Below are 26,879 nucleotides of genomic sequence, written 5' to 3'. Positions count from 1 at the left end.
TATCACTATCAAGCTTTAACAATCAGTCATAACTAATAATAAGGCAGATCCTCTAGCAATTCGGCAAAAGAATGACGACAAGGAATGATCGACTCCTCTTCCTCTAGCCAGACAACAACTTCTCCATAGTGTTGAGGCACTATTCGTAACAAAAAGCTGTTACCTCCAGCATCAGAAGCAAATGGAATACAGACTTCTTGCAAAATATCCCACGCATACTGCATATCTATCATTAATTGCTCTATCGTTAGTGAACCATACGTAATAGGCATAAATCCATGAATCAAAGGCGCATATTCTTCCCCATCTACAAATAACGGTTCTAGATAACCTCCATTATGCTGTAGATAGAAGTCTTTGAACGATTCTGGAATTGGATAGTCTATACTGTTAGCAAATGTCTGCCATTCATGCTCGGTTAATGATTGTTCACTTTCCTCTAACGATATCATGGCTATATCGCTCCTTTTTACTGGGCAAAATGCTGTTGCAGAATTTTGAGAAATAGATTTGGGAACGCATAGTTTTTCATATCGCCTGCGGTAATCCAGCGATAATCGTAAGCAAAAGCTTCACCCACCAGTGTACTTGGAACAGCTTCATAAACTTCTGGATGTTCAGCAACCGCTTCTTGTTGTTCTACTGCCAATGTATCATCAAGGTGAAGTTGTTTTTGGATTTTCTGTAGACTGCTTGGTGTTGAACCTGATAATTTGAGTTCTAATGTAGCTTGTTCATATTCCAAAGGATCGATCTCTTTCAAAGCGCCTTGTGACGCTTCTAACGGCTGTGTCGCCGAACTTGTATAACGAACAGTAGGTTCTGATTGTTGCCCTGTAGCAGAGACTCCAGCTTCACGACAGCGGAATACACGCATCGTCCAATGGATATGGCTAAACGTATGCTCTTCTGTAATCCACGGCTCTAGCGGTTGGATATCTACTCCTTCGTTATGAATCCCATAGGTTAAGCGCTTCATTGCATCTGTATCCGGCAAGTCTGCACCTGCACCTGCTTTTTTGGAATCGTCTGCAAGAATATGAGGCAACTCCCACATGCGTGCAAGTAATCCTGTAGCTGGACGTTGGCGAATCAATACTTGTCCTGCGCGTTCTCCTGTTCCTTCAACCAGAGCGAGTAAACGATGTTCAGGACGTGGAGGTTTGGATTTGGTTTTGATCGGCAATATAAGCTCCATCCCATTCATTCGTCCTTCACAATGCTTCATCACCGGACAGGTAAGGCAACCCGGAGATTTGGGCGTACATACCATAGCTCCAAGTTCCATTAACGCTTGATTGAAATCCGAAGCACGACCACGTGGAATTAACTCTTTAGCGAGCACTTCCATTTTGACCCGTGTAGGCCCCTTAGCAATATCATCTTCTAAGCAGAAGTATCTCGATAATACACGCATCACGTTACCATCTACGGCTGGAACAGGAACACCATAAGCAATACTAAGCACTGCACCCGCAGTATACGGGCCTATTCCTTTAAGGGCAGAGATTTCTTCTGGTGTATTCGGTACAATACCTTCATGACGCTCTACCACTTGTTGCGCCGCTGCTTGTAGATTACGTGCACGTGAGTAATAGCCTAGCCCTTCCCAGCTTTTTAACACTTCTTCTTCCGGTGCAGTCGCTAATGCTTCTACCGTCGGGAATTTCTCGATAAAGCGAGTAAAGTAAGGAATTACAGTATCAACACGTGTCTGTTGCAACATAATTTCAGAGATCCAGATATGATAAGGGTTACGACTTCGTCTCCATGGCAAATCACGCTTATGTTCGTCATACCAGACTAACAATTCACGACTAAAATACGTTTTGGCTTCTTGCTGTAAGGCTAAATTAGACATAGTACTCTCCTTCAATGATCGCAATCTTGTGTGATCAGATATGATGTAGAATCATGTTGTAAATGAGGTGCATAAGTGTAGATAACATGCTTAATTTCAATGGGTTAACGTTATTTTTTCGATAACGGCAAAAGCAGAAGCTAATTCGGTCTGGTGAGAAATGCTTAAATGAATAGCATACTGTTCAGCTTGATCTGATAATCCTAATCGCTCCCATGCTTGAGCAGATAAGGCAACCGTAGGTTTGCCTGAAGGATTCGGTACAATCTCTATATCACCAAAGCTTATTGTAGCGCCAATCCCAGAGCCGAATCCTTTAGAAATAGCTTCTTTGGCAGCAAAGCGTCCAGCTACAAATTCGTGTAGTTTGGCTCCTTTGGTCTGAGCAATGTTACGTTCGGCTGGTGTTAGTATACGATCTATAAATTTGGACCCTTGTGAACCTGTGACAATTCTAGCTACCCGTTTAATTTCAAGGACATCATGTCCTATACCATAAATCAAAATACGTACCTCCTGCACATTCCAATCTTGAATACTATTATTGTACCATTGGTGTTGCTTGTACTGCCAAGCATGTATAGTTAGATATTCAGCTAAAGCCCAAATCATTGTTTATTCGATATCGGTTACGCTTTGATTACCAAGTGCTTTGGGTAAGTAGTACTTAGAAGGAGGTAATGATGATGTCAAATTCATTCACGATCCCCGGAGCAGACGGGGCAGTCATTCGTTGTACTCGCTACCCTGCTAAGCATGAAGTACGAGCTGTTATTATTATCGCTCATGGTTATAAAGGATTCAAAGATTGGGGCATGTTCCCGTATGTTGCTCAGCAGTTGAGCAGTATCGGTGATGTGATTACATTTAATTTCTCACATAATGGTATTGGCGAACAGCCAGAAGAATTTACAGAGCTTGAGTTATTTGCTCGTAATACGTATGGTTTTGAATTGGAAGATTTATCGAACTTGACGAATTATATAAAAGAACAATCACAATATCAAGAAGTACCTATTTTTGTGCTTGGTCATAGCCGTGGAGGTGGAGTGAGTCTAGTGCATGCACTCGATCATCCAGATCAGATTGCTGGTGTATTATCATGGAATGGTATAAGCGATCTGCCAAGCTTATTCACAACAGAACAGAAAAAAGAAATGGTGACTGCGGGCAGAAGTTATATTACCAATGCACGTACAGGTCAACAAATGCCACTTGATCGAATCATTATTGATGATATTGAGGAACACCGTGAACAATATGATCTGCTTCATCGAATAACAGAAGCGGCGTTGCCGATTATGCTTGTCCAAGGAACAGAAGATCATCCTCATCTGCTTGAAGGCTCACAAGCTTTGCTAAATGCTAATCCTTCGATTAATTATGTTGCTATTGAAGGCGGTAACCATATGTTTAATACGGTTCATCCTTTTGTCGGTTCTTCTCCTCAATTGGATCAAGCATTGGAAGCCAGTAGTACATTTATTCGTAGTGTTATCGGTAGTCGTTTGGATTAATCTATTTAGTTATTTGGGTTGCCAATTTACATCCAAGCATAAACAGCGTTCTTTCAACCCTTACTCAGGTTAAAAGAACGCTGTTTTTTCGTGTGTATAAAAAAATCCGTCATTATGTTCAGACTTTATAGTATAGCAACTCTGATTTAGATACCTGGAATTGGATCACGTTTGTGTGCAGTGCGTTTGTAATAACTTTCAAGACGCTCTGCTGCTACTGGATCTATTGTTTTGCCTTCTAGATAGTCACTATTGTCGTTATACGTAATCCCTAACTCGTCTTCATCCGTCTGATCTTCCCATAGTCCAGCAGAAGGAGCTTTATCTAGAATCGATTGAGGTACAGCCATATGTGTAGCCAATTGACGAACCTGACGTTTGTTTAACGTGCTTAATGGCGTGATATCTACTGCGCCATCACCATATTTGGTGAAAAAGCCTGTGATCGCTTCAGAAGCATGATCGGTTCCAACTACTAACAAATTTAATTCATTAGCTAGTGCATATTGAGTGACCATACGTGTTCTTGCTTTGATATTACCTTTGGCTTGAGGTGTAATTGGATCTTGAATATCAATGCTTGGCAACACTTTATTTACAAGATCAGTGATGGCATCTACACCGCTCTGTACATCAGTTTCAACGGTATGTTCAAGCTTGAAAGCTTCAGCAACCGCATAGCTATCAGCGATATCTGATTGTTGTCCATAAGGTTGATATACACCAAGTGTCATGTATTTTTTACCTGTAGACTCACTAAGCTCATCCGTTGCTTGTTTACAAAGACCTGCGGCAACTGCACTATCAATTCCACCACTAATTGCAATCAGTAATCCTTGTGTACCTGATTTTTGAATATAGGATTTGAGAAAATCAACACGCTTGCGAATCTCTGCATCCGGTTCAATTGTTGGTTGAACACGTAAATCATCAATAATTTGCTGTTGTATACTCATCTTTATTTCCACTCCTTTTATTCATTCTGTAATACATCTTTACCCATTCCATTCTATTCATATCAGCTAAAAAAAACAAATGCCCTACCATTTTCAGCTTAGCCGAAAATCGCAGGACATTGATAGATGTTTATATAAACCGTTAGGTTAGATTACAGGCAATATTTTTCAAATGCATCATTCAATGCATAAGCAATATCTTCTGCTGAATTATTTTCAATCTGGTGACGCTCGATAAAGTGGACTAATTCTCCATCTTTCATCAAAGCAATCGAAGGCGAAGACGGTGGGAATGGTGCGAAATATTCGCGTGCTTTGGCTGTTGCTTCTTTATCTTGTCCTGCAAATACCGTATACAAATGATCCGGTTTTAATTCATTTTGCAGTGCTTGAGCTACGCCTGGACGACATTGACCTGCTGCGCATCCGCATACAGAGTTCACGACAACCAGTGTTGTTCCTTTTTGATCAGGAAGATGTGCTTCTACCTCTTCTGGAGTACGAAGCTCCGTAATACCTAGTGTAGTTAGTTCATCCCGCATCGGTTGAACCATATCTCGCATATATTGATCAAAAGACATTGACATTGTTATTCACTCCTTACTTTTAATAAGCGTTAAGTTATATTATACAGTCATATAGGCTGAAAGCAAGCAACAGAATACAATACTTGTTAAGACAATACCATAAATTAATCTTTATTTTCAGTAGAATTCACTTGATCATGCGAAGGATCAAAGATGACGTTAAACGTTGTTTTGACGCCTTCTTCTGATTCTACCTGAATACGACCATGATGGCGCTCAACAATACTCAGGCAAAGCGATAACCCCAAGCCTGTCCCTTTGGATTTGGTCGTATAAAATGGCTCAAATAATTTCTCCAACTTATCTGGAGAAATTCCCGGCCCTATATCTTGAATACTCATGGTCACCTCATTGCCATGACAATACGTCTCGATCTTGAGCTCACCTTTGTCATCCATCGATTCCATCCCATTACGTGCTAGATTCAGAATAAGCTGTTTGATCTCTTTGGAATTCAAGTTCAGTTCAGGCAAGTCTTTGCCGGGTACAAAAACGATACTTTGTCCTCGTAGATTCGCATCTGCCCATAATAACGGCAGCAATTCTTCTATAATAGAATGTAAATGAATCCACTGCTTCTCAACCACTCGATTCTGTGCCAGAGACAAAAAGTCGTTAATAATACTATTTGCACGATCCAATTCATCCATTACTATCACGTAATAATGATCAAGCGAAGGTGGGCTCTTTTCTTGCATTAACTGCAAAAAACCTCTAACGACTGCCATTGGATTGCGGATCTCATGCGTGATACTAGCAGCCATTTTACCAACAAGGCTTAACTGCTCGACATGATCCAATTCGTTACGTAACCGTTCTAACTCTGTCGTATCTTGACTCAAAATAACCACACCAGACGGTTCTTCTGAAAATGTACGCAAAGGCACAATATTCACATAAAATGAACCATAACCTAGACGAAGCAATTTGTTAATCGTTTCTTGACCTGCTTGAGCAGCTTTCGTTAACGTTACTACTTCGTGTAGACCTGGTGTAATATCTTCTTTTTGCAAGCCGGTGAAATGAAACCCGATTGCAGATTCTGCGGTCATATCCGGGAATGAGCGTTTCATCAATTGCAAAGCGCTTGCATTAATCGAAGTAATCCGTCCATGTTCATCAAGCGATGTAATAATCATGGGTGATACATTCATAATCTGACGTAACTTTTCAGCTTCTGTAATAAATTTGTTCGATAAACGTAACATCTGTCGATCAATTTCTTTTTTCTCTATAATACGTTCAATCGCTTGCACGCAATAATCTCCTGCAGCTAATGCCGCCAAAACAATCATCACGACCATGATCCAGAGTTCCGGACTCATAGGTACTGCATTTTGATTTAACAACGAAATAATCATAGATAATACAGCACTTAACAAAATAAGAGACGCTACAAACGAGCGTTTAACTTTTAAAGTCGCTATGCGAAATCGTAAAGAAATCAGGCATATAAACGGAAACAGTAATAATCCGGTATCTATAAGTAAACCATTCCAACTCCAATGGTTGTTAAATATAAAATACATTGCGATACCTAACCCCAGTAAAACTATACCGCGAAGAGGGCCTATATACATGACTCCAACAATCAGTGAAACTACGCCCATATGTAAAGCATAGGGAGATGCACTATACATCGAGAAAAACCAACAAATCATTATACTAATGGCGAAGGAAACTACAATAACGGGAGAATATCCACGCCATGCTAATCGTCCATTATGCAAGGAATCGTAGCCACTGCGTTCAATAACGCCCATGAAGAAAAAAATAGCAGAACCTACAGACAACATTTGCAGTAGAATTTCCTTGACGACAATAATAATGACGTGCCCCTCCTTTACATATGTCTTATCCCGATTAAATCATAGCAGACATTACATTACAATATATAGAAATTTACGCTAATATTTTGAAATCATCTACTCAATACCCCTGCTCGCTATCATTATAAACATTTGTTCAATAACTATTTATGATTTGTTGTCCTATCCATTCCTTATTAGTGGTATATTGAAAAAGAACGATTCTTGGATAGTATAGAGTCTGTTCCTATTTTTAAGACAAAGGAAAGATACATGTTGATATACGATATTATAGTAATTGGCGGCGGATCAGCTGGACTGATGGCAAGTGTCGCAGCAAGTGAAGATGGTGCACAGGTTCTACTGGTTGATAAAGGAAACAAATTAGGGCGTAAGCTTGGAATCTCTGGTGGTGGACGTTGCAATGTCACCAATGCCAAAGAAATCGATGACTTGATCAAATACATTCCGGGTAACGGACGTTTTCTATACAGTGCTCTCGCTAATTTTAGCAATCGAGATATTATGACTTTTTTTGAAAATATGGGTATTCAGCTTAAAGAAGAAGATAACGGTAGAATGTTCCCTGTATCAGACAAAGCCAAAACAGTTGTCGATGCACTGATTAATAAAGTGCGTTCTCAAGGCGTACAGATTCGTACCAATAGCCCTGTAGACGAAGTGCTATACGATCAAGGACAGGCTGTCGGAGTACGACTTCGCTCTGGCGAAGTATTTCACAGCCGGGCTGTTATTATCGCTGTAGGTGGTAAATCGGTTCCTCAGACTGGTTCAGAAGGCGATGGTTATGCCTGGGCAGAACAAGCAGGACATACGATTACAGACCTTTATCCTACTGAAGTTCCTATGACTTCACCAGAACCATTTATTCAGAGCAAAGAACTTCAAGGATTATCTTTACGTAATATCGGCTTAACCGTCTGGAATCCAAAGGGCAAAAAGTTAATTTATCATGATGGCGATATGATTTTTACCCATTTCGGGATATCTGGCCCTACCGCTCTAAGATGTAGCCAATATGTGGTCAAAGCACTCAAAAAATTTCCGGTTACTTCTATTATGGTCACGCTAGACTTGTTTCCTGACAAATCGGTAGATGATGTCTATAATGAAACTCTTGCTTTAGCGGAAACGGATTCAAAAAAAGCGATTAAAAATGTATTAAAAGGTTATCTACCTGAACGAATGATTCCGCTGATTTTGAGCAAATCAGAGCTAGAAGACGATATTACCTTCTATAATATTCCCCGTCAATTATGGTTAGAGATGGCGAAATTACTCAAAGCTTTCCCGATTGCGATGCATGGTACACTGTCGATCAAAGAAGCTTTTGTTACAGGTGGCGGTGTAAACCTGAAAGAAGTCGATCCCAAAACCATGGAATCTAAATTAATGAACGGATTATACTTTTGTGGTGAAGTGTTAGATATTCATGGCTATACAGGTGGATACAATATTACTGCTGCTTTTACTACCGGTTATAATGCAGGCAAAAGTGCAGCACTCCAAGCCAGTCAAGTATAAACGATTTTGTTCATACACAAAAAGAAGCTTTTCCTATCGTTATGGAAAGCTTCTTTTTTGTATGATAGTTATGCAATATAGATCAAATAATAGCTATTCTTATGTTATTCGTTAAGATACGCAAATAATCCTTCTGGATCATCGGTCTGAATCATATTCACACCACGGCGAATATGCCATTCCCATCCTTCTGATACATCTACCCGAGAAATAATATCTGAATGACCACCGCAGATCGAATCCCACATTGTATTTGTCCAAATACGGCAATGATTGCTTTTGATACGGTCTAATACTTCTATGGATATCCGTTCGTCTGCTTCATCTTCAAAGCAAATCTCAAAAGCTTGTGGCTGTACCGCTGCACAGATGTAATCAATATCTTGAACCATCTCCGGATTCGAATCATCAATAATCTGCATATACAACGGTTGCTCTATTTTATCTGCCAAAAATAACTGTACTTCTGCCGCACTGGCTGTACTTTTAAATAAAGCTTGCGATACTGTACCTGTACGTAATAATACTTCATAGACTTGCTCCCGATAATCCCAACATTTATCCAAATTAATCATAACTTTATTTTTGATCAAAATTAATATTTCTTCTAATGTAGGAATACTGTAATTGGTTAATGGTTGATTGATTCCACCTTGATATTGACGCAGACGAAGTTCCCGCAACTGTCTAAACGTCATTTCATTAATAGAGCCTGTTCCATTGGTCATTCGATCGACGGTCTCATCATGCATCAGAATCAACACACCATCCGCAGTTTGTTGTACATCAATTTCAATCATATCCGCTCCAGCAACAACTGAATATTGAATTGCTGCTAATGAGTTTTCTGGTGCTTGCTTCCAATTTCCTCTGTGTACAGCCATCATCACCCGACCATTCGGGTCCCAAAAGCTAGATAAAATCTCTTTCAACGACGATTCTGAAGGTTGTTTGCGTGCAGCAGTGATATTATTTCTCACCATGTATCATTCCTCTATTCTTTTATTCGTTAGAATTAATTGAATTTCATCAGATGTGGTTTCTGCGTTATAACTGATCTTTATACTGTAATCAATAAGGGTCAAAATCAGTAGATATTTGATCTCTTTTTATGTAAATTCGATTTTTGAATTATAAACAGCTTATACACAAATTAGTACCAGATATTAAGGGTTTACACACACTTTATCAACAAGTTATACACAGACTGAGGATAGATTTAAGTAAAATACTTCCACATTAATCATTTAAAAAAATAATTATGCACCGAAATCAGGGGATAGATTGTGGAAAACTACTTATTTATACGATTTTTCTATACATTCTATACTAATTTTACGTATATTGTCCGTAATTTAATATTCACTCTATTTATACACATACTTATCCACAAATTTTATCCACTTATACACATTTAACACACAGCAAACAAAGCAATAGAAAATCTATTTTTTTGTAAATTTAATGTTTCAAAAATCGTTATCCACAATTTATCCTACTTTTCCACGCTTTGATTGGAATTTAATATTTAAATTTAATATTTAAAAAGTCTACCATTGTGACAAATCGCATGTTTTTTCAATAAAATTACAAGTAAAATAGATTTATATTCCAATCCATTAATTCATTTGATGAATATATTCCACACTAAACTGCCTAGAAAGGGTGAATTTATCATGATCAATATGTCCATGAATGATACTGAACAATCTATGCACCTTTACCGTGTTTTCGCTAAAGCTTTTAAAAGTTTGAGTGAACATGCTGTAGCTGGAAGCAAAATTGAAGGCTTCAACTCTACTGCTTTTGCTGTAATGGAAGTTCTTTATTTTAAAAGCGCCCAACCGATACAACAAATTGGTGCTAAATTATTACTACAAAGTGGTAATGTTACTTATGTGATCGACAAGTTAGAACACAGCGGATTGTTACGTCGTCATCCTTGCCCTACCGATCGCCGTGTGATCTATGCTGAATTGACTGATGTGGGACGTGCTGTAATGGATGAAATTTATCCAAAATATGAAGAACGTCTGAATTATGCGTTAAGCGGTCTGAATTTCCAAGAGAAAGAACAAATGATTTTCTTGCTTAAAAAATTAGGTATGGAAGCAGAACGTTTGTCTCCTGCTATGCGTAAATAAACCGTTTGTACGTTCCGCATACTCTATTAAAAAAAGGATCATTCCCTATTTTCTCCATGTTTTGCAGGAGAGAATGCGAAATGATCCTTTTTGGGTTTGTTTTTTGAAAATATCGCTTGGGTGGGGTGAATGAGAGCGCTACGGGGAATAATCGTTCTTGTCGTCGCTGGTGCAAGCTGATCCCTTGAATAACCGCTTTGCGGTAGGGATTAGCTTACAAAGGCGAGCGCTTCGCTCTTTCAGAATGATTATTCCCCTCCGCTCTAGATCGCGGTGGGAGATATTTTAAGAAAAAAATTAACCCTATTAATTGATTAGGTTGACCACTTTTGGCGGATGTCTTGGGCTTCTTGGAGCATGCGTTGGATGAGTTCTGCTACGGTTGGGATGTCTTTGATGAGACCGATGACTTGTCCTGCCCAGGCGAAGCCTTGTTCGGGTTGGTCATCATAGATCCATCGTTTGTTGGCTTCGCCACTGATATAGGATTTTAACGCTTCATAGGTGGGTGTGGCTTGTTCGATTTTTAGAATTTCATTGGTATAGTCCGTTCGTAATACTCTTGCAGGTGCTTTGATAGAGCGTTTGATAATCACGGTATCGGATGCTGCGCTGTCGACCAGTGCTTTTTTATAAGAAGCTGATGCATGTATACATTCGGTTGTAGCAATAAAGCGTGTGCCCATTTCTATACCTTCTGCACCTAGCGCATGTGCCGCCATCCAGCCTCGACCGTCTCCGATCCCTCCTGAAGCGACCACTGGAATACTCACTGCATCGACTACTTGGGGAACCAATACCATCGTTCCTACATCATCGATCCCCAGATGTCCACCGCCTTCTTGTCCAACAACGATCACAGCATCTGCACCTAATTGCTCTGCTTTTTGCGCTTGTCTGGGTGACGATACAAGCACTAATGCTTTGATAGCTGTAGGTCTAAGCATCTCTAATACAGGTGCTGGATTGCCTCCTGTAATTGTGACTACTGGAACATGTTCATCTATTGCCACTTGTACTCGATCTTCATAACCAAATCCATACTGCCCTATCGCAAAGTTCACCCCAAACGGCTTATCTGTCAATGTACGTAGACGACGAATATCTTCACGTAATGCTTCGGCATCTGGCAGACTCATAGCTGTAATTTGCCCGAGTCCACCTGCATTACAGACCGCAGCCGCAAGGTCAGAGTAACCTAGATAGGCTAGTCCACCTTCTATGATGGGATATTCAATCTGTAATAGCTCTGTTATTCTTGTATTCCATTTCATCATTATCATCCTTATCTGATAGGTCTATATCTTCATTATATTTAATAATAACAGACCTAGCGCAATTAGGATGGCGATAATCATCACGATATAATCGATAGATTGCCACTGTAGTTGTCGATACGATGTTCTGCCTTTACCTTTGCCATAAGCACGAGCATCGATCGCATCACTAAGATGTTCAGCCCGTTGAACAATCATAAATAGCAATGGAACTAGAATAGGAATATATGCTAGCACACGTTGTGGTAAGCGAAGTGTAGTGATATCGTATCCTCTTGCTTTTTGCGCTAACAAAATACGCTCTAATTCTTCTAAAATAGTCGGGATAAAACGAATTGCTATCACGATCATTAATGAAAATTGTTCAATAGGTACGTTAAGTTTCCCCAGTGGATACATTAACTTCTCTAACCCGTAGGCTAGTGTTAACGGCTTAGTCGTTAATGTTAAGATCGCTGCCAGTATGACTAACAAAATAATACGCCACACCAAACGTACACCATTCTCCAATCCTTCTATCGTAATCTGTAACCATCCCCATGACCAAATAACAGTGCCCTCTGTAAATAGCATATTGTAGACAAACGTAAATAATAAAATAACGACTAATGGAATCAGTCCACGCCCAAAAATAACAACTGGAATACGAGTGATTCCTACAATCATGACCACAAATAAACTAGCTACGATATAGCTAATTCCTGTATTCAGCCATATCAAGCTCAGCATAAATATAAATAAACTGATCAATTTCGTACGTGGATCTAAGCGATGAATAATCGAATGAGTCTCTACATATTGACCAATAAGTACGGGATTAGCCAAAAGTCTGCTCCTTTCGATGCCAAATAGGTATAATTTTGGCGAAAATATCTTGTTCACGGCAACTGTCTATCTCTATCTTCTGCCCGGAGCATTGTTCGATCAACTTCAATAATTGAATAGATTCTGGCAACACCAATCCGCTTTGTTCTAATAGATGAGATTGCTCGATAAATAAAGTCACAGGATCATACTGTCCGATCAATCGACCTTGATGCAATAAAAGAATCTCGTCTGAATATTGAGCTACATCGTCCATATGATGAGACACCAAAATCAGAGTGCGATTCTCTTGTTGTTGCCATTGCCGAAGCCACTGTAGCATATCTGTACGACCGACAGGATCGAGACCTGCGGTAGGTTCATCGACAATCAACACTTGAGGATTCATCATTAAAACAGAAGCCAGTGCTACCCGTCTTTTTTGCCCGCCACTTAATTGAAAAGGCGCTAACTCTAATATATCTTCAGTTAACCCCACTTGAGGCAAAATAGCTGTAATCCTTTGCTGGATTTCCGAAGCAGAACAGCGTTGTTGTTTGGGTGCAAAAGCTAATTCTTTAGCTACAGTCGTCTCGAACAATTGATGCTCTGGATATTGAAAAACATAACCGATCTCAGGTCGAACCTTGACCTTTCCTTTGGCATCTGTTGCTACCGCTTGATCGTCAACAAGATACTCTCCTTGGAATAGAGGAATTAATCCTTTCAATACTTGCACTAGTGTCGACTTGCCTGCGCCTGTCTGTCCAATCACTGAGATCCATTGGCCGGCTTCAATCGTACAGCTTATATCTTGTAAAGCATGATGATCTTGATAACGTACACTTACCTGTTGGAGTTGATAGACCATTGTGTCTGAACCGCCTCTTTCCACTGGGGTGCCACAGGAGTGGTAAGTTGAAGGAGCTGATGAACACGCACAGCAAAAGGAACTTGTAATTGATACCGGGCTACAGGAACGTCTGCAAAAAAAGATTGCGGTGAGCCATCGAAGACCAATCGTCCTTGATCAATCAGTAATACACGTTCTGCTGTTAACACTTCATCCATATGATGGGAAATATGAACAATCGTTATCCCTTGTTGGTGAAGCTTGTGCATGATATGAAGCACCTGCTCTCTCCCTTGCGGATCAAGCATCGATGTCGCTTCATCGAAAATAATCATATGCGGACGCATCGCTAGTATGGCTGCTATCGCTACACGTTGCTTTTGCCCACCAGATAATTGATGAGGTTCTGCATCGATATGGGATTCCATCTGCACTGCTTGTAATGCTTCAAGTACTCGATATTCAATTTCAGCGCGGGGTACAGCTATATTTTCTAAGCCAAATAGCACTTCATCTCTAACCGTAGTTGTAATAAACTGATCTTCTGGATTTTGAAAAATATAGCCGATCTGTCGCCGAATATCTGCAAGTTCGATCTGGTTGGATGTATCTAATGTGTTCCATTGCACTGTGCCCTGCTGGGGTAATACCAATCCATCGATCAACTTGGCAATCGTAGACTTCCCACAACCGTTGGCTCCGACAATCGCTACAAATTCGCCTGGATGTATAGTAAAGCTCATATCTTCTATAATAGGCTGTCCTTTTTTATAATAAAAATGAACATGATTGAATGTCAGCATTCGTTCACTTCCTTTATTGATTAGCCTTTACTTCTATCGGACTAATCGCTTTTAACTGCCATACAATAATAGCGGCAATCACCGCTTTGATACAGTCTCCCGGTAAAAATGCAAAACCTCCAACAAGCCCTGCCCATACAGAAGTATTCGTCACCCATGCCATAAACGGAGCACCGATCAGATTGATCAACAATACGCCGAAAATGATATTGATTAGAATCATTTTCCATAATTTCAAACGAGACCATACTTTTTCGGTAGCATATCTGATACAAAAAGCAGCAATCGGCCAGCTCAATAGATATCCTCCTGTAGGCCCCACTAGAACAGATAATCCGGCACGTCCACCGGGTAGTACAGGCAATCCTATCGCTACCAAGACAAGAAATAAGACCAAAGCAATACCGCCAACCTTTTTACCTAAAAATCCTCCGGCAATCATAACGCCCAGTGTCTGTACTGTAATCGGCACCGGAATAAATCCTAAAGGAATCGGTGGGATCAATGCGAATACACTAATAAGAGCAGCAAATAAGGCTGCATATACCATTTCTTTTGTTGTCATGTTCTAACCTCCGTTAATTGTTAACCACTTTATATAATTTAGGTTAACAATTAAAAGAAGTCAATTTATTTTTATAAATATATTGAAAAGAGCGTTGATATCCGCTTAGATAGCGAAGATCAGCGCTCTTTTCAATGGGAACGATATTGTGCTATAGATTTGAATAAAGAATAATCGTTAACCTACCACCGATGGTTCTTTATATGATTTGCGTTGACTTACCGATTTGGAAGAACCCGGAACCACTTCTCCGCACAATAGAGATAATCGTTTACGGATCGCTTTTAACTCTTGAATCCCTGTACCTGTGATTATATATTCATCGCTACTGGAGGTCAGCATATTTTCCTGTACCAGATATTCTAGTTCTTGCTTAATCTCACGTTCGCCTACACGATAACCCCGATCTTCCAGAAACGGTTGCATATCATTGACTGTTAATTTGACTTCATGGGAATGGTGAAGTAGATGAATACGAATAAACAAATTCTGTACTTCAGCGTGCATAAATTCCTCTCCTTCCGGTTATTAGATTCACGCTGTAATTACCCGTCGCCCTAGAAGCGGAAACAATTTCTGGGTTATTTATTGATCATTTACCTAATCGTTGGGATGATGCACAATTTCGACTTTACTATTTGCAAATAAATAGAGCAGTTGTATACTGTTTTATAGGCTTGATGGTTATAATCTATTGGAAAAAAGGTGAAACTCATGTTTGAAAATATAGCGTATAGTGGTACGCGTGAAGAACAATACAAGACGGCTTTGAGTCAATTGAAAAGTCTAATTGCGGATGAGCCTGATCGTGTAGCGAATCTGGCTAATGCATCTGCGTTGCTAAAACAATGCTTAAACGATACGAACTGGGCAGGATTCTATCTATATGATGGTAAAGAATTAGTATTAGGTCCTTTTCAAGGATTGCCTGCTTGTATTCGCATCCCTTTAGGTAAAGGTGTATGTGGTACATCCGCTTCAGAACGTCGCACATTACGCATTGCGGATGTACACGAATTTCCTGGACATATCGCTTGCGATGCCGCTTCAAACAGCGAGATCGTTGTTCCTTTAGTCAAAGGCGATACGTTAATTGGTGTACTTGATATCGATAGCCCTCTAAAAGAGCGTTTTGATGCAGAAGATCAATCCTTTTTAGAACAATTTGCTGAAATATTGGTTGGCGCTCTATAATTGTAGTTCTCTAATCAAACATCGATCGTGTAAAAGATTAAACAGTAACTACTTTGATCTTATAAAGTAGTTACTGTTTTTTATGCTTGTCCACAGGAAAAGTGCTATTACAAGGAACATTCTTCTAACTCTACACCCTAAATTTATTCTATCCACATGTGTATAACTTTTTTCGGAAAGTTATCCTTATTTATCTTAATGTTAAGATTTTTTTGGATTACCTATTGATTTATAACAAATATGTAGTATCATTATAAAAGTAAGTAACAAACATTTATACATTCCAAGGAGGAAACACATTATGGCTTTAGACTTTTTCCAAGCACTTGAAAACAGACGTTCTATCTACGTAATCAGCAAAGAATCTCCAATTGCAGATAGCAGAATCCAAGAAATCGTTGAAGAAGCAGTAAAATATACTCCATCTTCTTTTAACTCTCAAAGCGCACGCGTTGTTGTATTACTAGGCGAGCAACATGATAAATTATGGGATATCACTACAGAAACATTGCGTGGTATTGTAAATAACGAAGAAGCATTCCAAGGAACAGCTGACAAAATGAACATGTTCAAAAATGGATATGGTACTGTATTGTTCTTTGAAGATACAGACATTATTACAAATCTTCAAAATCAATTTGAAGCTTATAAAGACAACTTCCCACTTTGGGGACACCATGCTAACGGTATGTTGCAATTGGTGATCTGGACAGCACTTGAAGCAGAAGGTCTAGGCGCTACACTACAACATTACAATCCAGTGATTGATGCAGAAGTAAAATCAACTTGGGATATCCCAGCACAATGGCAATTGGTTGCACAAATGCCTTTCGGTAAACCTGCTGCTCCTGCTGGCGAAAAAACATTCCAACCTGTTGAAGAACGCGTTAAAGTCTACAAATAAGTAAACCATCGCACATAAGTTAGGATGAGGTCTAACAGGTAAAGCGTATATGCTAGCTGTTAGATCATCACTATCCATATGTACAACAAAAAGCACCTCTTATCCGAAAACTTTCCCAGTCATTTAGGGCAAGATTTCAGCCGATAAGAGGTGCTTTTTCATTAGTACTCATTATAGATACAATCAAACTCAGACAAATGGCGAATACGTTATGCTTATTAACCTGAACTTGTATCTTGGTACTGCAAGCTTACGCGTTTAACATTACCGTCAGCATCCAGTTCCAATTGAACCGTTTTGCCTGTCATATCAGCTGCGCCTGCTTCTACATTTTCTTCAAAATCAGCAGCTTTATTATAAGATACTTCTTTTTCACCTTTTTTGATCATTACAGTCTTCGTATCTTCACTTACATACGTTCCGATTGGATCTTTAGTCGTATTATCTTCATCATTTGCTGCTTTAGCTAGTTCTGCACTGACAGCGGATTGACTTTGATTATCAATTTTGACACTGATCTCTTGTCCATCCATATTGTCTGGCAACGAATCGCCTTTTTCAAATGAACTTTTCTTCGGAATCACAACTTCGTTTCCGCTCACTTTAATCGTCAAATTATCTTCATTTTGACTGACAAAAGTACCCACTACATTAAAATCAGCATTCATATCTGATTTGTTCGGATCAGAAGAATACTGTCTTAGATCCGCTAGGTCTGATTGCTCGCTCGCATTTTTTTGATCGGTTGTGCTGCTATCGGTCTGACCTGTATTTGGACCTTTATTTTCAGTCTGGTCTTGTGCAGCAGGTGTTGCGTCCGGGTTGGAACATCCGGTTACTGCTCCTGCAATCAATAGACTGCCTAGTACAGTAAGTGTCGTATACTTGAATGATGTCATTGGAATGATGCCCCTCTCTTTGAGAACAATAGATTAACGATTCTGTATGCATCTTCAATTAGATGCTTTCGTTACTCTTTACCCCAAATGCACAGGGTTCCAAACTATGAATCATTTACAATATTAAGCCTGCTATCATATCATGTCGAAATTGATCATACAACCTCTTTTTGTAACCCTTTTCATTTTTATGATTTACCCTTTTCTAAAATTCAAATCGTAGCAGAATGATGATGGTTAATAGCAGTATTGTGCAATAGAAAACGCAAAGAACCCCTTACAATAAAAAGAACAACAACACACTTAGCAAAATGTAAGCGCTACAAAAAAGAAATGGTTTAAAGCACAAAGGAGGAATATCACTTGGATACAGCCAAATCGATCCCTGCTGTACGTGTCAAAAATTCCAAACGTAAGCATTTCCGCAACAGCCGTGTGCTCCTGCTGATGTGCTTGCCAGCTATCGTATTCTTTTGCATTTTTGCTTATCTACCTATGCCTGGATTATATCTGGCTTTTGTCAAATATAATTACACCGATGGAATATTCAGCAGTCCATTTGTCGGATGGGATAATTTCAAATTCCTTATTATTACCGGCGATCTCTGGCGACTCACCTTCAACACAGTGGCATACAATATTGCTTTTATTGTACTTGGTAATATTGCCCAGATCACCGTGGCTATTTTATTAAATGAAATTCGCAAAAAATGGTTCAAAAAAATATCGCAAACGCTCATGTTTTTGCCTTATTTTATCTCTGCGGTGCTGATCGGTCTGCTTGCTTATAATATTTTGAGCTATGATTATGGGTTGCTGAATGGCATCTTGCGTTCTCTTCATCTTGATCCGGTCAAAGCTTACTCTGAGCCTCATCTATGGCCATTTATTATTGTGATCACATATCTCTGGCAGACCACTGGATATGGATCGATTGTATATTTCGCTGCAATTATGGGACTTGATAGTGAAATTGTAGAAGCTTCTGAGATTGATGGAGCCAATGCTTTCCAACGTATTATCTATATCGTTCTTCCATGGCTTAAGCCTACTTTTATTATTCTTTTGTTGTTCTCACTAGGTGGTATTTTAAAAGGAAACTTCGGACTATTCTTCAACTTGGTAGGTGCAAATAATACAGCGCTATATGCCAGTACAGATATTATCGAAACGTATGTATTCCGTTCCTTGATGACTAACTTTAACTTCTCTATGGGTAGCGCAGTGAGTCTATATCAATCTGTCTTTGGATTTGTTGTGGTATTAACAGCGAACTGGATCGTTAAAAAAGTATCGCCTGAAAATTCACTATTCTAGGAGGTGAACATGAATGGATATTCGCAATGAACGTGATCTGATTGGAGGTAATACTCCACGACCTGCACGGATTCGTACCGATTACACTGAAATCATCATGAGCTGGTTTGGTTACATTTTTATCGGGTTATTCGCCATTTCTTGTTTGCTGCCTTTTTTGATCATTCTAGGCACTTCTTTTACAAGTGAAGCGGCTGTCAAAAAGTTTGGCTTCAATATATGGCCTCATGAATTCAGTACTTTTGCTTACCAGATCGTTTTTGAAAATCCCAAATTGATTATCGGTTCTTATCTGGTCACGATGGGCATTACGATTGTGGGTACTGTGGTGGGTCTATTTATCGTAGCCATGACAGGATATGCATTACAACGACCTGATTTTTCGTATCGTAATAAGATCTCATTTTTTATCTATTTCACAACGTTATTCTCCGGTGGATTGGTTCCCTTTTATCTACTGATCACTCAATACTTAGATCTCAAAGATAGTTACTTAGCCGTTCTTTTACCGGGTTTGTTAACTCCTTTTCTGATCATTATGATGAAAAGTTTTGTACGTTCTATTCCCCATGCGATCACTGAATCTGCGAAGATTGATGGCGCTGGCGATTTTACAATCTTTTTACGACTGATCTTGCCAATGACGACTCCAGCACTAGCTACGATTGGACTGTTTATTGCACTTGGATACTGGAATGAATGGTATAACGCGATGCTATTTCTTTCACCGGATATGGATTATCGTCCATTGCAGTTATTTTTGTATAACGTGGTAACCAGTGCAGACTTTATTCGTAACTCTGCGGCTTCATCAAATGTAGCGATGAGCGATGTTCCACTGGAAACGATGAAAATGGCAACTGCGGTTGTAGCGACTGGGCCTGTTATTTTGTTTTACCCATTTGTGCAACGTTATTTTATTAAAGGGATTACTGTTGGTGCGGTCAAAGGCTAAGTTCATCCTACCATCTATGCGAAAGATTCGCTTTTATTCTAAGGAGGTTAACAGATGTCCAGATTTCGTAAATTAACGATTTCAATACTGATTGCAGTGATGGTCATTAGTCTTGCAGCATGTGGAGGTAAAAAAGAAAGCAGTAGTGCAGGTGGTGATACTTCTCAATTCGTGACTATTAGCTTCGTCGTCTTAGGGGACAAACCGAAAAACGGTCAATTTGAAAAAGTAATGGAAAAAGTAAATGCTATTATGAAAGAAAAGATCAATGCTGAACTACAATGGAAATGGGTCGAATGGGCAGATTGGCAGACCAAATACAATCTGTTGCTTGCATCCGGTGAACCTGTAGATCTAGTGACAATCGGAACGGACTGGTTGGATACATGGTCTAATGCACAACGTGGTGCCTTTTTACCACTAGACGATCTTCTACCTAAATACGCTCCAAAAACGTGGAAAGAGATTCCACAAGAAGACTGGGCACAAAGCAAATACGATGGCAAAATCGTTCTTATTCCTGAAAACGATTACACGCAATGGATCAACCATGGATTCTTCTATCGTGGAGATTGGGCGAAACAAGCAGGCATTACAGAACCGATCAAAGATTGGAATACGATTGGCAAATATCTGCAATGGATCAAAGACAACAAACCTGATGTGATTCCTTATGATGTTCAAGCCAGTACAAGTAACTTTGGAGGTTGGGTGCAATCGTATACGCCTCATCTAGAGTTACCGATCTCGACAGGATATATGCCTATTTTCAACACCGAATCGTATGATGATCGGTATAAAGTCGTTAGCCCGGTATTTGAAGATACGTTCCTAGACTTTGCTAAATTGATGAAAGATTGGGCGGATAAAGGATACTGGCGCGAAGATGTACTAAATAACAAAAACGATGCACGTAATGCACTACGCGCAGGTCAGAACGGTATGGACAGTCATCATACACAGACATTCTCTGGACTTCGTGTACAAATGGATAAAGATCAACCCGGTTCTGAACTGATGATGTATCCGTTCTCCCGCACTAGCAATAATTTACTAGAAATGCCGATCACTCATGGCGGTGTATCTCTTGGTGCACATAGCAAAAATCCAGAACGTGCATTGATGGCATACGATCTTATTCGTAACGATAAAGAAGTGTACCAGTTGATTAACTATGGTATGGAAGGCGTTCAATATGATATCAAAGATGGCAAACGTGTACTTCCTGCGAACTACAATGAAACTAACGATTCATTCTATTCTGACTTCTGGGCAGGACGTATGGACAAATTCGAGATTCCTAGCGACACCACATGGGATAAGATCGGTACAATGTATGATGAGTACGACAAAATCAAAAAACCTTATCCGTATGGACAATTTGTATTTGACAAAACAGCTATTGAATCTGAATTAACGGCTATTTCTCAAGTCACAGGCGAAATGGGACCTGCGATCTCTTATGGTAAAGCAGGCGATCCTGCGCAAGCTGTTCAAGAGTATCGGGATAAGCTCAAATTGGCTGGTTATGATAAAGTAATCGCTGAGCTACAACGTCAATTAGATGCTTATAAAGCACAAATGGATAGTGCCGGTACGAAATAAAAATTAAAGCTTAAATCAAAAGTAGGAAATCCTAAAGAATTATCTTTTAGGATCTCCTACTTTATTTTCATTTTCGACAAGGTGTTACAAAACTTTCTTCCTGGTTTATAAACTATCATTGGCTTGTTATAGTACTAGCGACTTATTTTTAAAATAGATACGATTTATTTATGCGTTTCTATCGGCTTGTATGATATAAATAATGAGTCAGTTTTAATTTCTAGTATTTGGTTTTGCTTCAATTCATTAGTTTTGTATTTATTACTTGTCCAAAAGTTCCTGCCCAATTGCTAAAAGTTGTTGAGAAATTGTTCAGAAACAGCATGTATAATGTCAAAGCAGGTACTATCAAAAATGAAAGGAGCAACTCACACAAATAGCTTAATTTTAAAACTTACAGTAAGTCAACTATTAGTCGTCAGGCTCGCATGCCACTTATCATTCAGATTGCAAGGGGATATTAGATGAAAACAGCAAAACAAATAAGCGCATTCGTACTGTCGCTAATTCTTATGTTTCACCTTCTTGTTGGTGCAACTAGTACCATATACGCTGCCGATACAACACCAGCTAGCCCGGAATCTACTGATTCCTCACAAGCGGTTCAATCAGGTTCTACAGATGCTACAAGTAACAATAGTCAATCTACTGTACAGTCGGATACATACGCCCCGACAGATGGAAGTGGATCTGGTAGTAATGGATCAACAGGAGATCCAAGTACAACTCCACCTACAGACCCTACCACTACAACGCCAGCTGCCCCGGACCCTGCTCCAGTAGCTAACTCACAAAGTATCTTAACGAATGTTACTATTGTTGATGCTAACAATAACGTAATCGATATGGTCAAAAATCCAGATTATCAGATCGAAGCAGGTGCTCCTGTCAGTCTGATCTATCAATGGCAATTGCCGGATAACGGATCATACAAAGCGGGTTCTACTTTTGAATTTGATATTCCTTCAGCGTTCAAATTGTACAATGATATCAATAACGTACCGCTCAGTTTTGATGGTGATTCTGTAGGTAGCTTCAATGTAACGACTAAAGGTCATGTTACGATGACATTTAACAAATTCGTTGAAGAACATTCTCAAATTGGCGGTATGCTTCAAGTTAATACTGAATTTAGCAAAGAAATCTTAACAGGCAGTACAGAAGTCAAAATCCCGTTTCCTATTAATGGTGCGGATCAAGTGATTGTTGTGTTTATCAAACCTCAAAAAGGTACAGCAATCAGCAAAAAAGGTGAAGTTCAAAAAAATCAACAAGTGAATTGGACGGTTGATGTTAATACCAATCTAAAACATGTTCAAAATGGTGTTCTAACCGATCCCATTCCAGCCGGTCTTACTCTTGATCCTAATTCGATTCATGTGTATGAGTTGAATGTCAATGTAGACGGTAGTACTAAAGTCGGTCAAGAAATCACTTCAGGTTATCAATTAACAACGAACCCTGCTGATTTCAAAATTGCATTTGATCAAAGTATTCGTTCAGCTTACCGTGTGACTTACTCTACAAGTGTAGATAAAGGTACACAAACGAGCTATACGAATACAGCGACACTTACAAGTGATGTTGAATCAGTCAAAGCCAGTGCTACAGTCAGTGTCAAACGTGGCGAATTTTTATCTAAAAACGTAGTCGGCTATGATGATAAGACTCGCACCATCTCATGGGCTATCAATTACAACATGAATGAACAGCCCATTTCACAAGCCAAAGCATTACTTAAAGATCGCTTTAATGGCACACAACAATTCCTTCAGAATACATTTAAAGTGGTTAATGTAACGACAGGTACTACAATGGTCGAAGGTACAGATTATACGTTAACGCCTGTAACTAACGACAAAGGCACTAACGGTTTTGATCTTCAATTCAACTCTGATATTACTTCTGGTTACACAATCACTTATCAGACACAAGCCACTGGACGTGTCTATACCGATGAGAAAGTAATCAATAAAGTAACTTCAGACGGAACAAGCGAACAAGCAGGTCAAAACTTGCAAAGTACGATTTTTGTCAAAACATTAGCAGATGCCAATTATAGTAGTAAAATTGCGACATGGAAATTAGTTGTTAATCGCGATGGATATACAATGTCCAATGTAGCGATTAATGATTATTTCACTAACGGTGGCTTAGAATTCTTACCTTCTACGCTAGTGATTCGCAAAGCCGATGGCAGTAAGCTTCCAACTGCTGCTTATACGGTAACAACTAGCAATGCCAAGTCTGGTTTTGATATCAAATTTGCTCAAGACGTGACAGAACAGTTGACTATCCAGTATGGTACAACGTTCAATAACGATTGGAAAATAGATAAAACAAAACCTGAGTTCTACAATGGTGCTAAATTGACTTGGACGGAGAACGGAACACCTCGTTCCCAGACGACAGAAGCACGCTTCTGGCCAGATAATATGACCGTTAATAACGGTTCTAAAGAAGGCGTCTATAATGCAACAACCAAAGAAATCACATGGACGATCAAAGCAAATTACAACAAAAAGGAACTACCTAATGCTGTGATTACAGATACACTTGAATCAGGTCAGACCTATGTACCTGGTTCACTTGAAGTGAACAATCTGAATATTTTAGGCTGGTGGAATGGTACTTCTAAAGGTTCTACAGTAGATCCTTCAGCGTATACATTCACTGCTCCAACGGCAGAAAATACAAATGTACTAAAACTTGCTTTTAATAACACAATCAAAACACCTTACTGGATTACGTTCAAAACAACGCTTGAGAATCAAGTGATTGAATCGAACATTCATAATGAAGCTGTACTTCGTAGCGGAAATGATTATTATCCGTGGGCAGCTGTTGTTCAGATTCCTAAAGGTGGCGAATATGTCTCCAAAACAGGTACACAAGATGGAGATAAAATTAATTGGACGGTGTATATCAACCGTGGTCAATCGTATGTTGAAAATGCCAAAATTATAGATACTCCTACAACTAACCAAATGTTATCTGCTAGTTCTTTCCACTTGTTCGCAGCTAATGTAGCGAGCAATGGCGGACTTGCCAAAGGTAATGAATTGGTGAAAGATACAGACTATAAATTAGCATTTTTTGCAGGCGATGCACCTCGCTTTGAACTGACTTTCCTCAAACCGATCTCATCTGCATTCATTCTAGAGTATTCAAGTATGATTACAGCATCGGATAGAGAAAAAGTAAGCAATAGCGTAGCCTTTACAGGTAACGGTATCAAAACAGGTACACTCGTGACTCAGGAAGAGATTGAAGTTCGTACTTCTTCGGGTTCTGGTACGGGTTCTGGAGTAGTCGGTAAGTTGTCTGTACAAAAAGTGGATAAAGACGATAAGAGCTTGCCGCTGGAAGATGCAACTTTCAAATTACAAGATGTGGCTCAAGCGAAGCCAGCGATCGAACTTACAACAGATGCACAAGGTCAAGTGATGTATACGAACCTGCTCTATGGTAAATATACATTGCAAGAAATCAAAGCACCTGCTGGATATGTTCTTGATCCAACGATTCATAATGTAACGATTGATGCGACTACTCAGAAAAAAGGCAACATGTTATCCATGACGATCACTAACGAGAAAACACCTGTTGTGATCCCGCCGGTAACAGAACCACCAGTAGTCGCTCCACCTGGAGGCGGTGGTGGTGGCGAAACACCTACGACACCAACAACGCCGACAACACCAGATGGTTCGACACCAACGACTCCTGGACAACCATCTAACAATGACGATGATGATGTTCCTGGTGGACGTGTAGAGCCTACACCGGATGATCCATTTGCAACGGTTCCAGTAAATGATGATCCGATTCCGCAAGGTAATACAGAACCAACACCGGATTCACCAACACAGCCGTCACAACCAGGGAATGAGCCTTCAACTCCGGTAAGCAACAATCCAACACCGGATTCACCATCAGACCCAGAGGTTCCGATCAATGATGATCCGATCCCTCAAGGTAATGTACCTGTGACACCGGACAAAGATATTCCGGTTAACGATGATCCGATTCCTAAAGGAACGGTACCAACGAATCCGTCTAACCCAACAAGTACACCTGATGTGGATCGTTTGCCACAAACAGGTGAGTCCAGTAACATGCCTTTCTGGTTAGCTGGATCTGCATTATTATTGTTTGGATTATTGATGAGACGTATACAACACAACAAACAAAATCGTTCTAAATAACAAGATGTAACTTACGTTACATGAACACACAAAGCCCCTGTGCTAGAACAGATCGATAGTGATTATCGTTTCTGTTCTAAGCCACAGGGGCTTTTTTTGTGCGATTAAGAAGTCAATACGATCGGTTGTAATGTATGTCCTTGACGAAATGTCGATGGATTGACACCAAAGTGCTCAGCAAATTTACGGGAAAAATAAGTCTGTGAATTGAAGCCTACTTCATAGGCAATTTCGTTAATATACTGCGGGGTGAAACGTAACAGATATTCAGCTTGTTCTAGCCTCATACGTGTGACTGTATCGACGATGGTCTCCCCTGTCTCTGCTTTGTATAGATGTAACAATCGCGAAGGCGAAAGACAGACATGCTGTGCGAGATGCTCGATACGTATGTCTTCTTTGTAGTGTTCTTTCAAGTAATGAATGATCTCTGTAATTCTGGAATCGGTACGATCTTCTTGAGGCTCATAGTATACCGTAATCGATAGTAAAATTTCGCTAAGGGTATGAAAAGAAAGTTCATTATCATATCTGCTCACAGGCTCTGTGCAATATTCAAGCAGTCGTTCAAAGGCATGTTGGACACGTGAAGCTAAAATAGAATGATCGATTTGTATATGTAGGCTAGGACAGAAATCTTGAATACTTTTGAGTAGAATAGACCATTGAGGATGAGCGGTAAAATAACAACAAATGCCTTCCAAACGATGATGTGACGGCTGGCAGACGCTTTTTTGCATACCGGGTGGAATAATATCAATACTTCCTGCACGACATTCCAGACGATGATCCTGATCATGAATCATTCCCTGACCGGACAATGTATAAAGAATAACCCATTTCTGTTGTACCTGCGGACGGTAACAAGGCGATGGTCCAGCTAACAAATAACGATCAGCCGTTAATTCTGCATACATAGTAATACCCCTTTCCTTGTGATGATTACAGAATATACAGTCTCCTTCTCCAATAAATGTAAGCGCTTTATTTCGATGATATCTGAATTGTTAACGTCTGACAAGAGGGAAATTACGCAGTGCCATATAAAAAAAGCGCAATCCTTTGGATAAGGATTGC

Annotated in this window: 24 protein-coding genes; 9 read left to right on the top strand and 15 right to left on the bottom strand. The window is 39.6% G+C overall.

Going from position 1 to position 26,879, the window contains the following annotated elements:
- Positions 1 to 32: 32 nt before the first annotated feature.
- The 3 genes from PaeCFBP13512_RS17700 to acpS all read right to left on the bottom strand — a co-directional run bounded on the left by PaeCFBP13512_RS17700 (position 33) and on the right by acpS (position 2,365).
- Positions 33 to 452: an SMI1/KNR4 family protein gene (locus PaeCFBP13512_RS17700; RefSeq protein ID WP_137224945.1), complete on the bottom strand. Its 420-nt coding sequence runs from the start codon at positions 450 to 452 to the stop codon at positions 33 to 35.
- Positions 453 to 469: 17 nt separating this feature from the next.
- Entirely contained in the window at positions 470 to 1,861 is a 1,392-nt protein-coding gene (gene mutY / locus PaeCFBP13512_RS17695; protein ID WP_137224943.1) for an A/G-specific adenine glycosylase, read from the bottom strand.
- A gap of 96 nt (positions 1,862 to 1,957) precedes the next feature.
- Entirely contained in the window at positions 1,958 to 2,365 is a 408-nt protein-coding gene (acpS, locus tag PaeCFBP13512_RS17690) for a holo-ACP synthase (protein WP_069329438.1), read from the bottom strand.
- Positions 2,366 to 2,547: 182 nt separating this feature from the next.
- Between acpS and PaeCFBP13512_RS17685 the strand changes: the two genes are divergently transcribed.
- Positions 2,548 to 3,378, top strand: coding sequence for an alpha/beta hydrolase family protein (locus PaeCFBP13512_RS17685; protein WP_069329439.1), 831 nt, complete (start codon positions 2,548 to 2,550; stop codon positions 3,376 to 3,378).
- A 146-nt stretch (positions 3,379 to 3,524) separates the two neighbouring features.
- Here the strand turns inward: PaeCFBP13512_RS17685 and nadE are convergent, their stop codons facing one another.
- The 3 genes from nadE to PaeCFBP13512_RS17670 form a co-directional block, all read right to left on the bottom strand.
- The gene (nadE, locus tag PaeCFBP13512_RS17680) at positions 3,525 to 4,334 is read right to left on the bottom strand and encodes an ammonia-dependent NAD(+) synthetase (protein ID WP_137224941.1); all 810 of its coding nucleotides are present in this window, start codon (positions 4,332 to 4,334) and stop codon (positions 3,525 to 3,527) included.
- A gap of 152 nt (positions 4,335 to 4,486) precedes the next feature.
- Positions 4,487 to 4,921 carry a BrxA/BrxB family bacilliredoxin gene (locus PaeCFBP13512_RS17675; RefSeq protein ID WP_069329441.1) on the bottom strand — a complete coding sequence of 145 codons (435 nt, stop codon included), beginning with the start codon at positions 4,919 to 4,921 and terminating at the stop codon, positions 4,487 to 4,489.
- 104 nt (positions 4,922 to 5,025) lie between these two features.
- Entirely contained in the window at positions 5,026 to 6,684 is a 1,659-nt protein-coding gene (locus PaeCFBP13512_RS17670) for an ATP-binding protein (protein ID WP_161594297.1), read from the bottom strand.
- Positions 6,685 to 7,005: 321 nt separating this feature from the next.
- Here PaeCFBP13512_RS17670 and PaeCFBP13512_RS17665 point away from each other — a divergent pair, with 321 nt between their 5' ends.
- A complete protein-coding gene (locus PaeCFBP13512_RS17665) occupies positions 7,006 to 8,274 on the top strand; it encodes an NAD(P)/FAD-dependent oxidoreductase (protein ID WP_137224978.1) in 1,269 nt (422 codons plus the stop codon).
- A gap of 104 nt (positions 8,275 to 8,378) precedes the next feature.
- On the opposite strand, the gene PaeCFBP13512_RS17660 is transcribed toward PaeCFBP13512_RS17665, so the two are convergent.
- Positions 8,379 to 9,257 carry a glycerophosphodiester phosphodiesterase family protein gene (locus PaeCFBP13512_RS17660; RefSeq protein WP_137224939.1) on the bottom strand — a complete coding sequence of 293 codons (879 nt, stop codon included), beginning with the start codon at positions 9,255 to 9,257 and terminating at the stop codon, positions 8,379 to 8,381.
- Positions 9,258 to 9,950: 693 nt separating this feature from the next.
- Here PaeCFBP13512_RS17660 and PaeCFBP13512_RS17655 point away from each other — a divergent pair.
- Positions 9,951 to 10,418: a MarR family winged helix-turn-helix transcriptional regulator gene (locus PaeCFBP13512_RS17655; protein WP_069329444.1), complete on the top strand. Its 468-nt coding sequence runs from the start codon at positions 9,951 to 9,953 to the stop codon at positions 10,416 to 10,418.
- A gap of 314 nt (positions 10,419 to 10,732) precedes the next feature.
- On the opposite strand, the gene PaeCFBP13512_RS17650 is transcribed toward PaeCFBP13512_RS17655, so the two are convergent.
- From PaeCFBP13512_RS17650 to PaeCFBP13512_RS17625, 6 genes are all read right to left on the bottom strand, one after another.
- Positions 10,733 to 11,692 carry an NAD(P)H-dependent flavin oxidoreductase gene (locus tag PaeCFBP13512_RS17650; protein WP_137224937.1) on the bottom strand — a complete coding sequence of 320 codons (960 nt, stop codon included), beginning with the start codon at positions 11,690 to 11,692 and terminating at the stop codon, positions 10,733 to 10,735.
- Between the two features lie 24 nt (positions 11,693 to 11,716).
- Positions 11,717 to 12,520, bottom strand: a complete 804-nt coding sequence (locus PaeCFBP13512_RS17645) for an energy-coupling factor transporter transmembrane component T family protein (protein ID WP_137224935.1) — start codon at positions 12,518 to 12,520, stop codon at positions 11,717 to 11,719.
- On the bottom strand, positions 12,513 to 13,370 hold the full coding sequence (locus tag PaeCFBP13512_RS17640) for an ATP-binding cassette domain-containing protein (RefSeq protein WP_137224933.1): 858 nt from the start codon (positions 13,368 to 13,370) through the stop codon (positions 12,513 to 12,515). Before PaeCFBP13512_RS17640 ends, PaeCFBP13512_RS17645 begins: the two co-directional genes overlap by 8 nt.
- Positions 13,346 to 14,155, bottom strand: coding sequence for an energy-coupling factor transporter ATPase (locus PaeCFBP13512_RS17635; protein ID WP_137224931.1), 810 nt, complete (start codon positions 14,153 to 14,155; stop codon positions 13,346 to 13,348). The genes PaeCFBP13512_RS17640 and PaeCFBP13512_RS17635 overlap by 25 nt, the downstream gene beginning before the upstream one ends.
- Before the next feature lie 13 nt (positions 14,156 to 14,168).
- Positions 14,169 to 14,720: a biotin transporter BioY gene (locus PaeCFBP13512_RS17630; RefSeq protein ID WP_137224929.1), complete on the bottom strand. Its 552-nt coding sequence runs from the start codon at positions 14,718 to 14,720 to the stop codon at positions 14,169 to 14,171.
- A gap of 177 nt (positions 14,721 to 14,897) precedes the next feature.
- Positions 14,898 to 15,227: a hypothetical protein gene (locus PaeCFBP13512_RS17625; protein WP_137224927.1), complete on the bottom strand. Its 330-nt coding sequence runs from the start codon at positions 15,225 to 15,227 to the stop codon at positions 14,898 to 14,900.
- 207 nt (positions 15,228 to 15,434) lie between these two features.
- On the opposite strand from PaeCFBP13512_RS17625, the gene PaeCFBP13512_RS17620 reads away from it, so the two are divergent.
- Positions 15,435 to 15,914 carry a GAF domain-containing protein gene (locus PaeCFBP13512_RS17620; protein WP_069329451.1) on the top strand — a complete coding sequence of 160 codons (480 nt, stop codon included), beginning with the start codon at positions 15,435 to 15,437 and terminating at the stop codon, positions 15,912 to 15,914.
- A gap of 301 nt (positions 15,915 to 16,215) precedes the next feature.
- A complete protein-coding gene (locus tag PaeCFBP13512_RS17615; RefSeq protein WP_137224925.1) occupies positions 16,216 to 16,818 on the top strand; it encodes a nitroreductase family protein in 603 nt (200 codons plus the stop codon).
- Between the two features lie 218 nt (positions 16,819 to 17,036).
- Here the strand turns inward: PaeCFBP13512_RS17615 and PaeCFBP13512_RS17610 are convergent, their stop codons facing one another.
- Positions 17,037 to 17,717 (bottom strand): hypothetical protein, encoded by a 681-nt coding sequence (locus PaeCFBP13512_RS17610; protein ID WP_137224923.1) that lies wholly within the window; start codon positions 17,715 to 17,717, stop codon positions 17,037 to 17,039.
- A gap of 447 nt (positions 17,718 to 18,164) precedes the next feature.
- On the opposite strand from PaeCFBP13512_RS17610, the gene PaeCFBP13512_RS17605 reads away from it, so the two are divergent.
- From PaeCFBP13512_RS17605 to PaeCFBP13512_RS17590, 4 genes are all read left to right on the top strand, one after another.
- Complete coding sequence (locus PaeCFBP13512_RS17605; protein WP_241669423.1) at positions 18,165 to 19,034, top strand: ABC transporter permease; 870 nt, start codon at positions 18,165 to 18,167, stop codon at positions 19,032 to 19,034.
- Between the two features lie 13 nt (positions 19,035 to 19,047).
- A complete protein-coding gene (locus PaeCFBP13512_RS17600; RefSeq protein WP_069329455.1) occupies positions 19,048 to 19,989 on the top strand; it encodes a carbohydrate ABC transporter permease in 942 nt (313 codons plus the stop codon).
- 54 nt (positions 19,990 to 20,043) lie between these two features.
- Positions 20,044 to 21,594: a DUF3502 domain-containing protein gene (locus tag PaeCFBP13512_RS17595; RefSeq protein WP_137224919.1), complete on the top strand. Its 1,551-nt coding sequence runs from the start codon at positions 20,044 to 20,046 to the stop codon at positions 21,592 to 21,594.
- A 464-nt stretch (positions 21,595 to 22,058) separates the two neighbouring features.
- Positions 22,059 to 25,802 carry a collagen binding domain-containing protein gene (locus tag PaeCFBP13512_RS17590; protein ID WP_137224917.1) on the top strand — a complete coding sequence of 1,248 codons (3,744 nt, stop codon included), beginning with the start codon at positions 22,059 to 22,061 and terminating at the stop codon, positions 25,800 to 25,802.
- A gap of 104 nt (positions 25,803 to 25,906) precedes the next feature.
- On the opposite strand, the gene PaeCFBP13512_RS17585 is transcribed toward PaeCFBP13512_RS17590, so the two are convergent.
- Positions 25,907 to 26,719 carry a helix-turn-helix domain-containing protein gene (locus PaeCFBP13512_RS17585; RefSeq protein ID WP_069329458.1) on the bottom strand — a complete coding sequence of 271 codons (813 nt, stop codon included), beginning with the start codon at positions 26,717 to 26,719 and terminating at the stop codon, positions 25,907 to 25,909.
- Positions 26,720 to 26,879 lie beyond the last annotated feature (160 nt).

This window comes from Paenibacillus sp. CFBP13512 (genome assembly GCF_005233705.1).
Classification (GTDB): domain Bacteria; phylum Bacillota; class Bacilli; order Paenibacillales; family Paenibacillaceae; genus Saccharibacillus; species Saccharibacillus nuruki.
The sequence above is the reverse complement of the archived record's forward strand: the minus strand, read 5'-3'. Positions and strand labels throughout refer to the sequence as shown.

What these genes read in the sequence shown, in the direction of transcription:
- PaeCFBP13512_RS17600 (WP_069329455.1), top strand. Translation starts at nt 19,048, where the DNA reads ATGGATATTCGCAATGAACGTGATCTGATTGGAGGTAATACTCCACGA.
- PaeCFBP13512_RS17670 (WP_161594297.1), bottom strand. Translation starts at nt 6,684, where the DNA reads ATGGGCGTTATTGAACGCAGTGGCTACGATTCCTTGCATAATGGACGA.
- PaeCFBP13512_RS17640 (WP_137224933.1), bottom strand. Translation starts at nt 13,370, where the DNA reads ATGGTCTATCAACTCCAACAGGTAAGTGTACGTTATCAAGATCATCAT.
- PaeCFBP13512_RS17700 (WP_137224945.1), bottom strand. Translation starts at nt 452, where the DNA reads ATGATATCGTTAGAGGAAAGTGAACAATCATTAACCGAGCATGAATGG.
- PaeCFBP13512_RS17660 (WP_137224939.1), bottom strand. Translation starts at nt 9,257, where the DNA reads ATGGTGAGAAATAATATCACTGCTGCACGCAAACAACCTTCAGAATCG.
- PaeCFBP13512_RS17675 (WP_069329441.1), bottom strand. Translation starts at nt 4,921, where the DNA reads ATGTCAATGTCTTTTGATCAATATATGCGAGATATGGTTCAACCGATG.
- PaeCFBP13512_RS17655 (WP_069329444.1), top strand. Translation starts at nt 9,951, where the DNA reads ATGATCAATATGTCCATGAATGATACTGAACAATCTATGCACCTTTAC.
- PaeCFBP13512_RS17610 (WP_137224923.1), bottom strand. Translation starts at nt 17,717, where the DNA reads ATGACATCATTCAAGTATACGACACTTACTGTACTAGGCAGTCTATTG.
- PaeCFBP13512_RS17595 (WP_137224919.1), top strand. Translation starts at nt 20,044, where the DNA reads ATGTCCAGATTTCGTAAATTAACGATTTCAATACTGATTGCAGTGATG.
- PaeCFBP13512_RS17585 (WP_069329458.1), bottom strand. Translation starts at nt 26,719, where the DNA reads ATGTATGCAGAATTAACGGCTGATCGTTATTTGTTAGCTGGACCATCG.
- mutY (WP_137224943.1), bottom strand. Translation starts at nt 1,861, where the DNA reads ATGTCTAATTTAGCCTTACAGCAAGAAGCCAAAACGTATTTTAGTCGT.
- nadE (WP_137224941.1), bottom strand. Translation starts at nt 4,334, where the DNA reads ATGAGTATACAACAGCAAATTATTGATGATTTACGTGTTCAACCAACA.
- PaeCFBP13512_RS17685 (WP_069329439.1), top strand. Translation starts at nt 2,548, where the DNA reads ATGTCAAATTCATTCACGATCCCCGGAGCAGACGGGGCAGTCATTCGT.
- PaeCFBP13512_RS17635 (WP_137224931.1), bottom strand. Translation starts at nt 14,155, where the DNA reads ATGCTGACATTCAATCATGTTCATTTTTATTATAAAAAAGGACAGCCT.
- PaeCFBP13512_RS17625 (WP_137224927.1), bottom strand. Translation starts at nt 15,227, where the DNA reads ATGCACGCTGAAGTACAGAATTTGTTTATTCGTATTCATCTACTTCAC.
- PaeCFBP13512_RS17650 (WP_137224937.1), bottom strand. Translation starts at nt 11,692, where the DNA reads ATGAAATGGAATACAAGAATAACAGAGCTATTACAGATTGAATATCCC.
- PaeCFBP13512_RS17615 (WP_137224925.1), top strand. Translation starts at nt 16,216, where the DNA reads ATGGCTTTAGACTTTTTCCAAGCACTTGAAAACAGACGTTCTATCTAC.
- PaeCFBP13512_RS17590 (WP_137224917.1), top strand. Translation starts at nt 22,059, where the DNA reads ATGAAAACAGCAAAACAAATAAGCGCATTCGTACTGTCGCTAATTCTT.
- PaeCFBP13512_RS17605 (WP_241669423.1), top strand. Translation starts at nt 18,165, where the DNA reads ATGTGCTTGCCAGCTATCGTATTCTTTTGCATTTTTGCTTATCTACCT.
- PaeCFBP13512_RS17630 (WP_137224929.1), bottom strand. Translation starts at nt 14,720, where the DNA reads ATGACAACAAAAGAAATGGTATATGCAGCCTTATTTGCTGCTCTTATT.
- PaeCFBP13512_RS17620 (WP_069329451.1), top strand. Translation starts at nt 15,435, where the DNA reads ATGTTTGAAAATATAGCGTATAGTGGTACGCGTGAAGAACAATACAAG.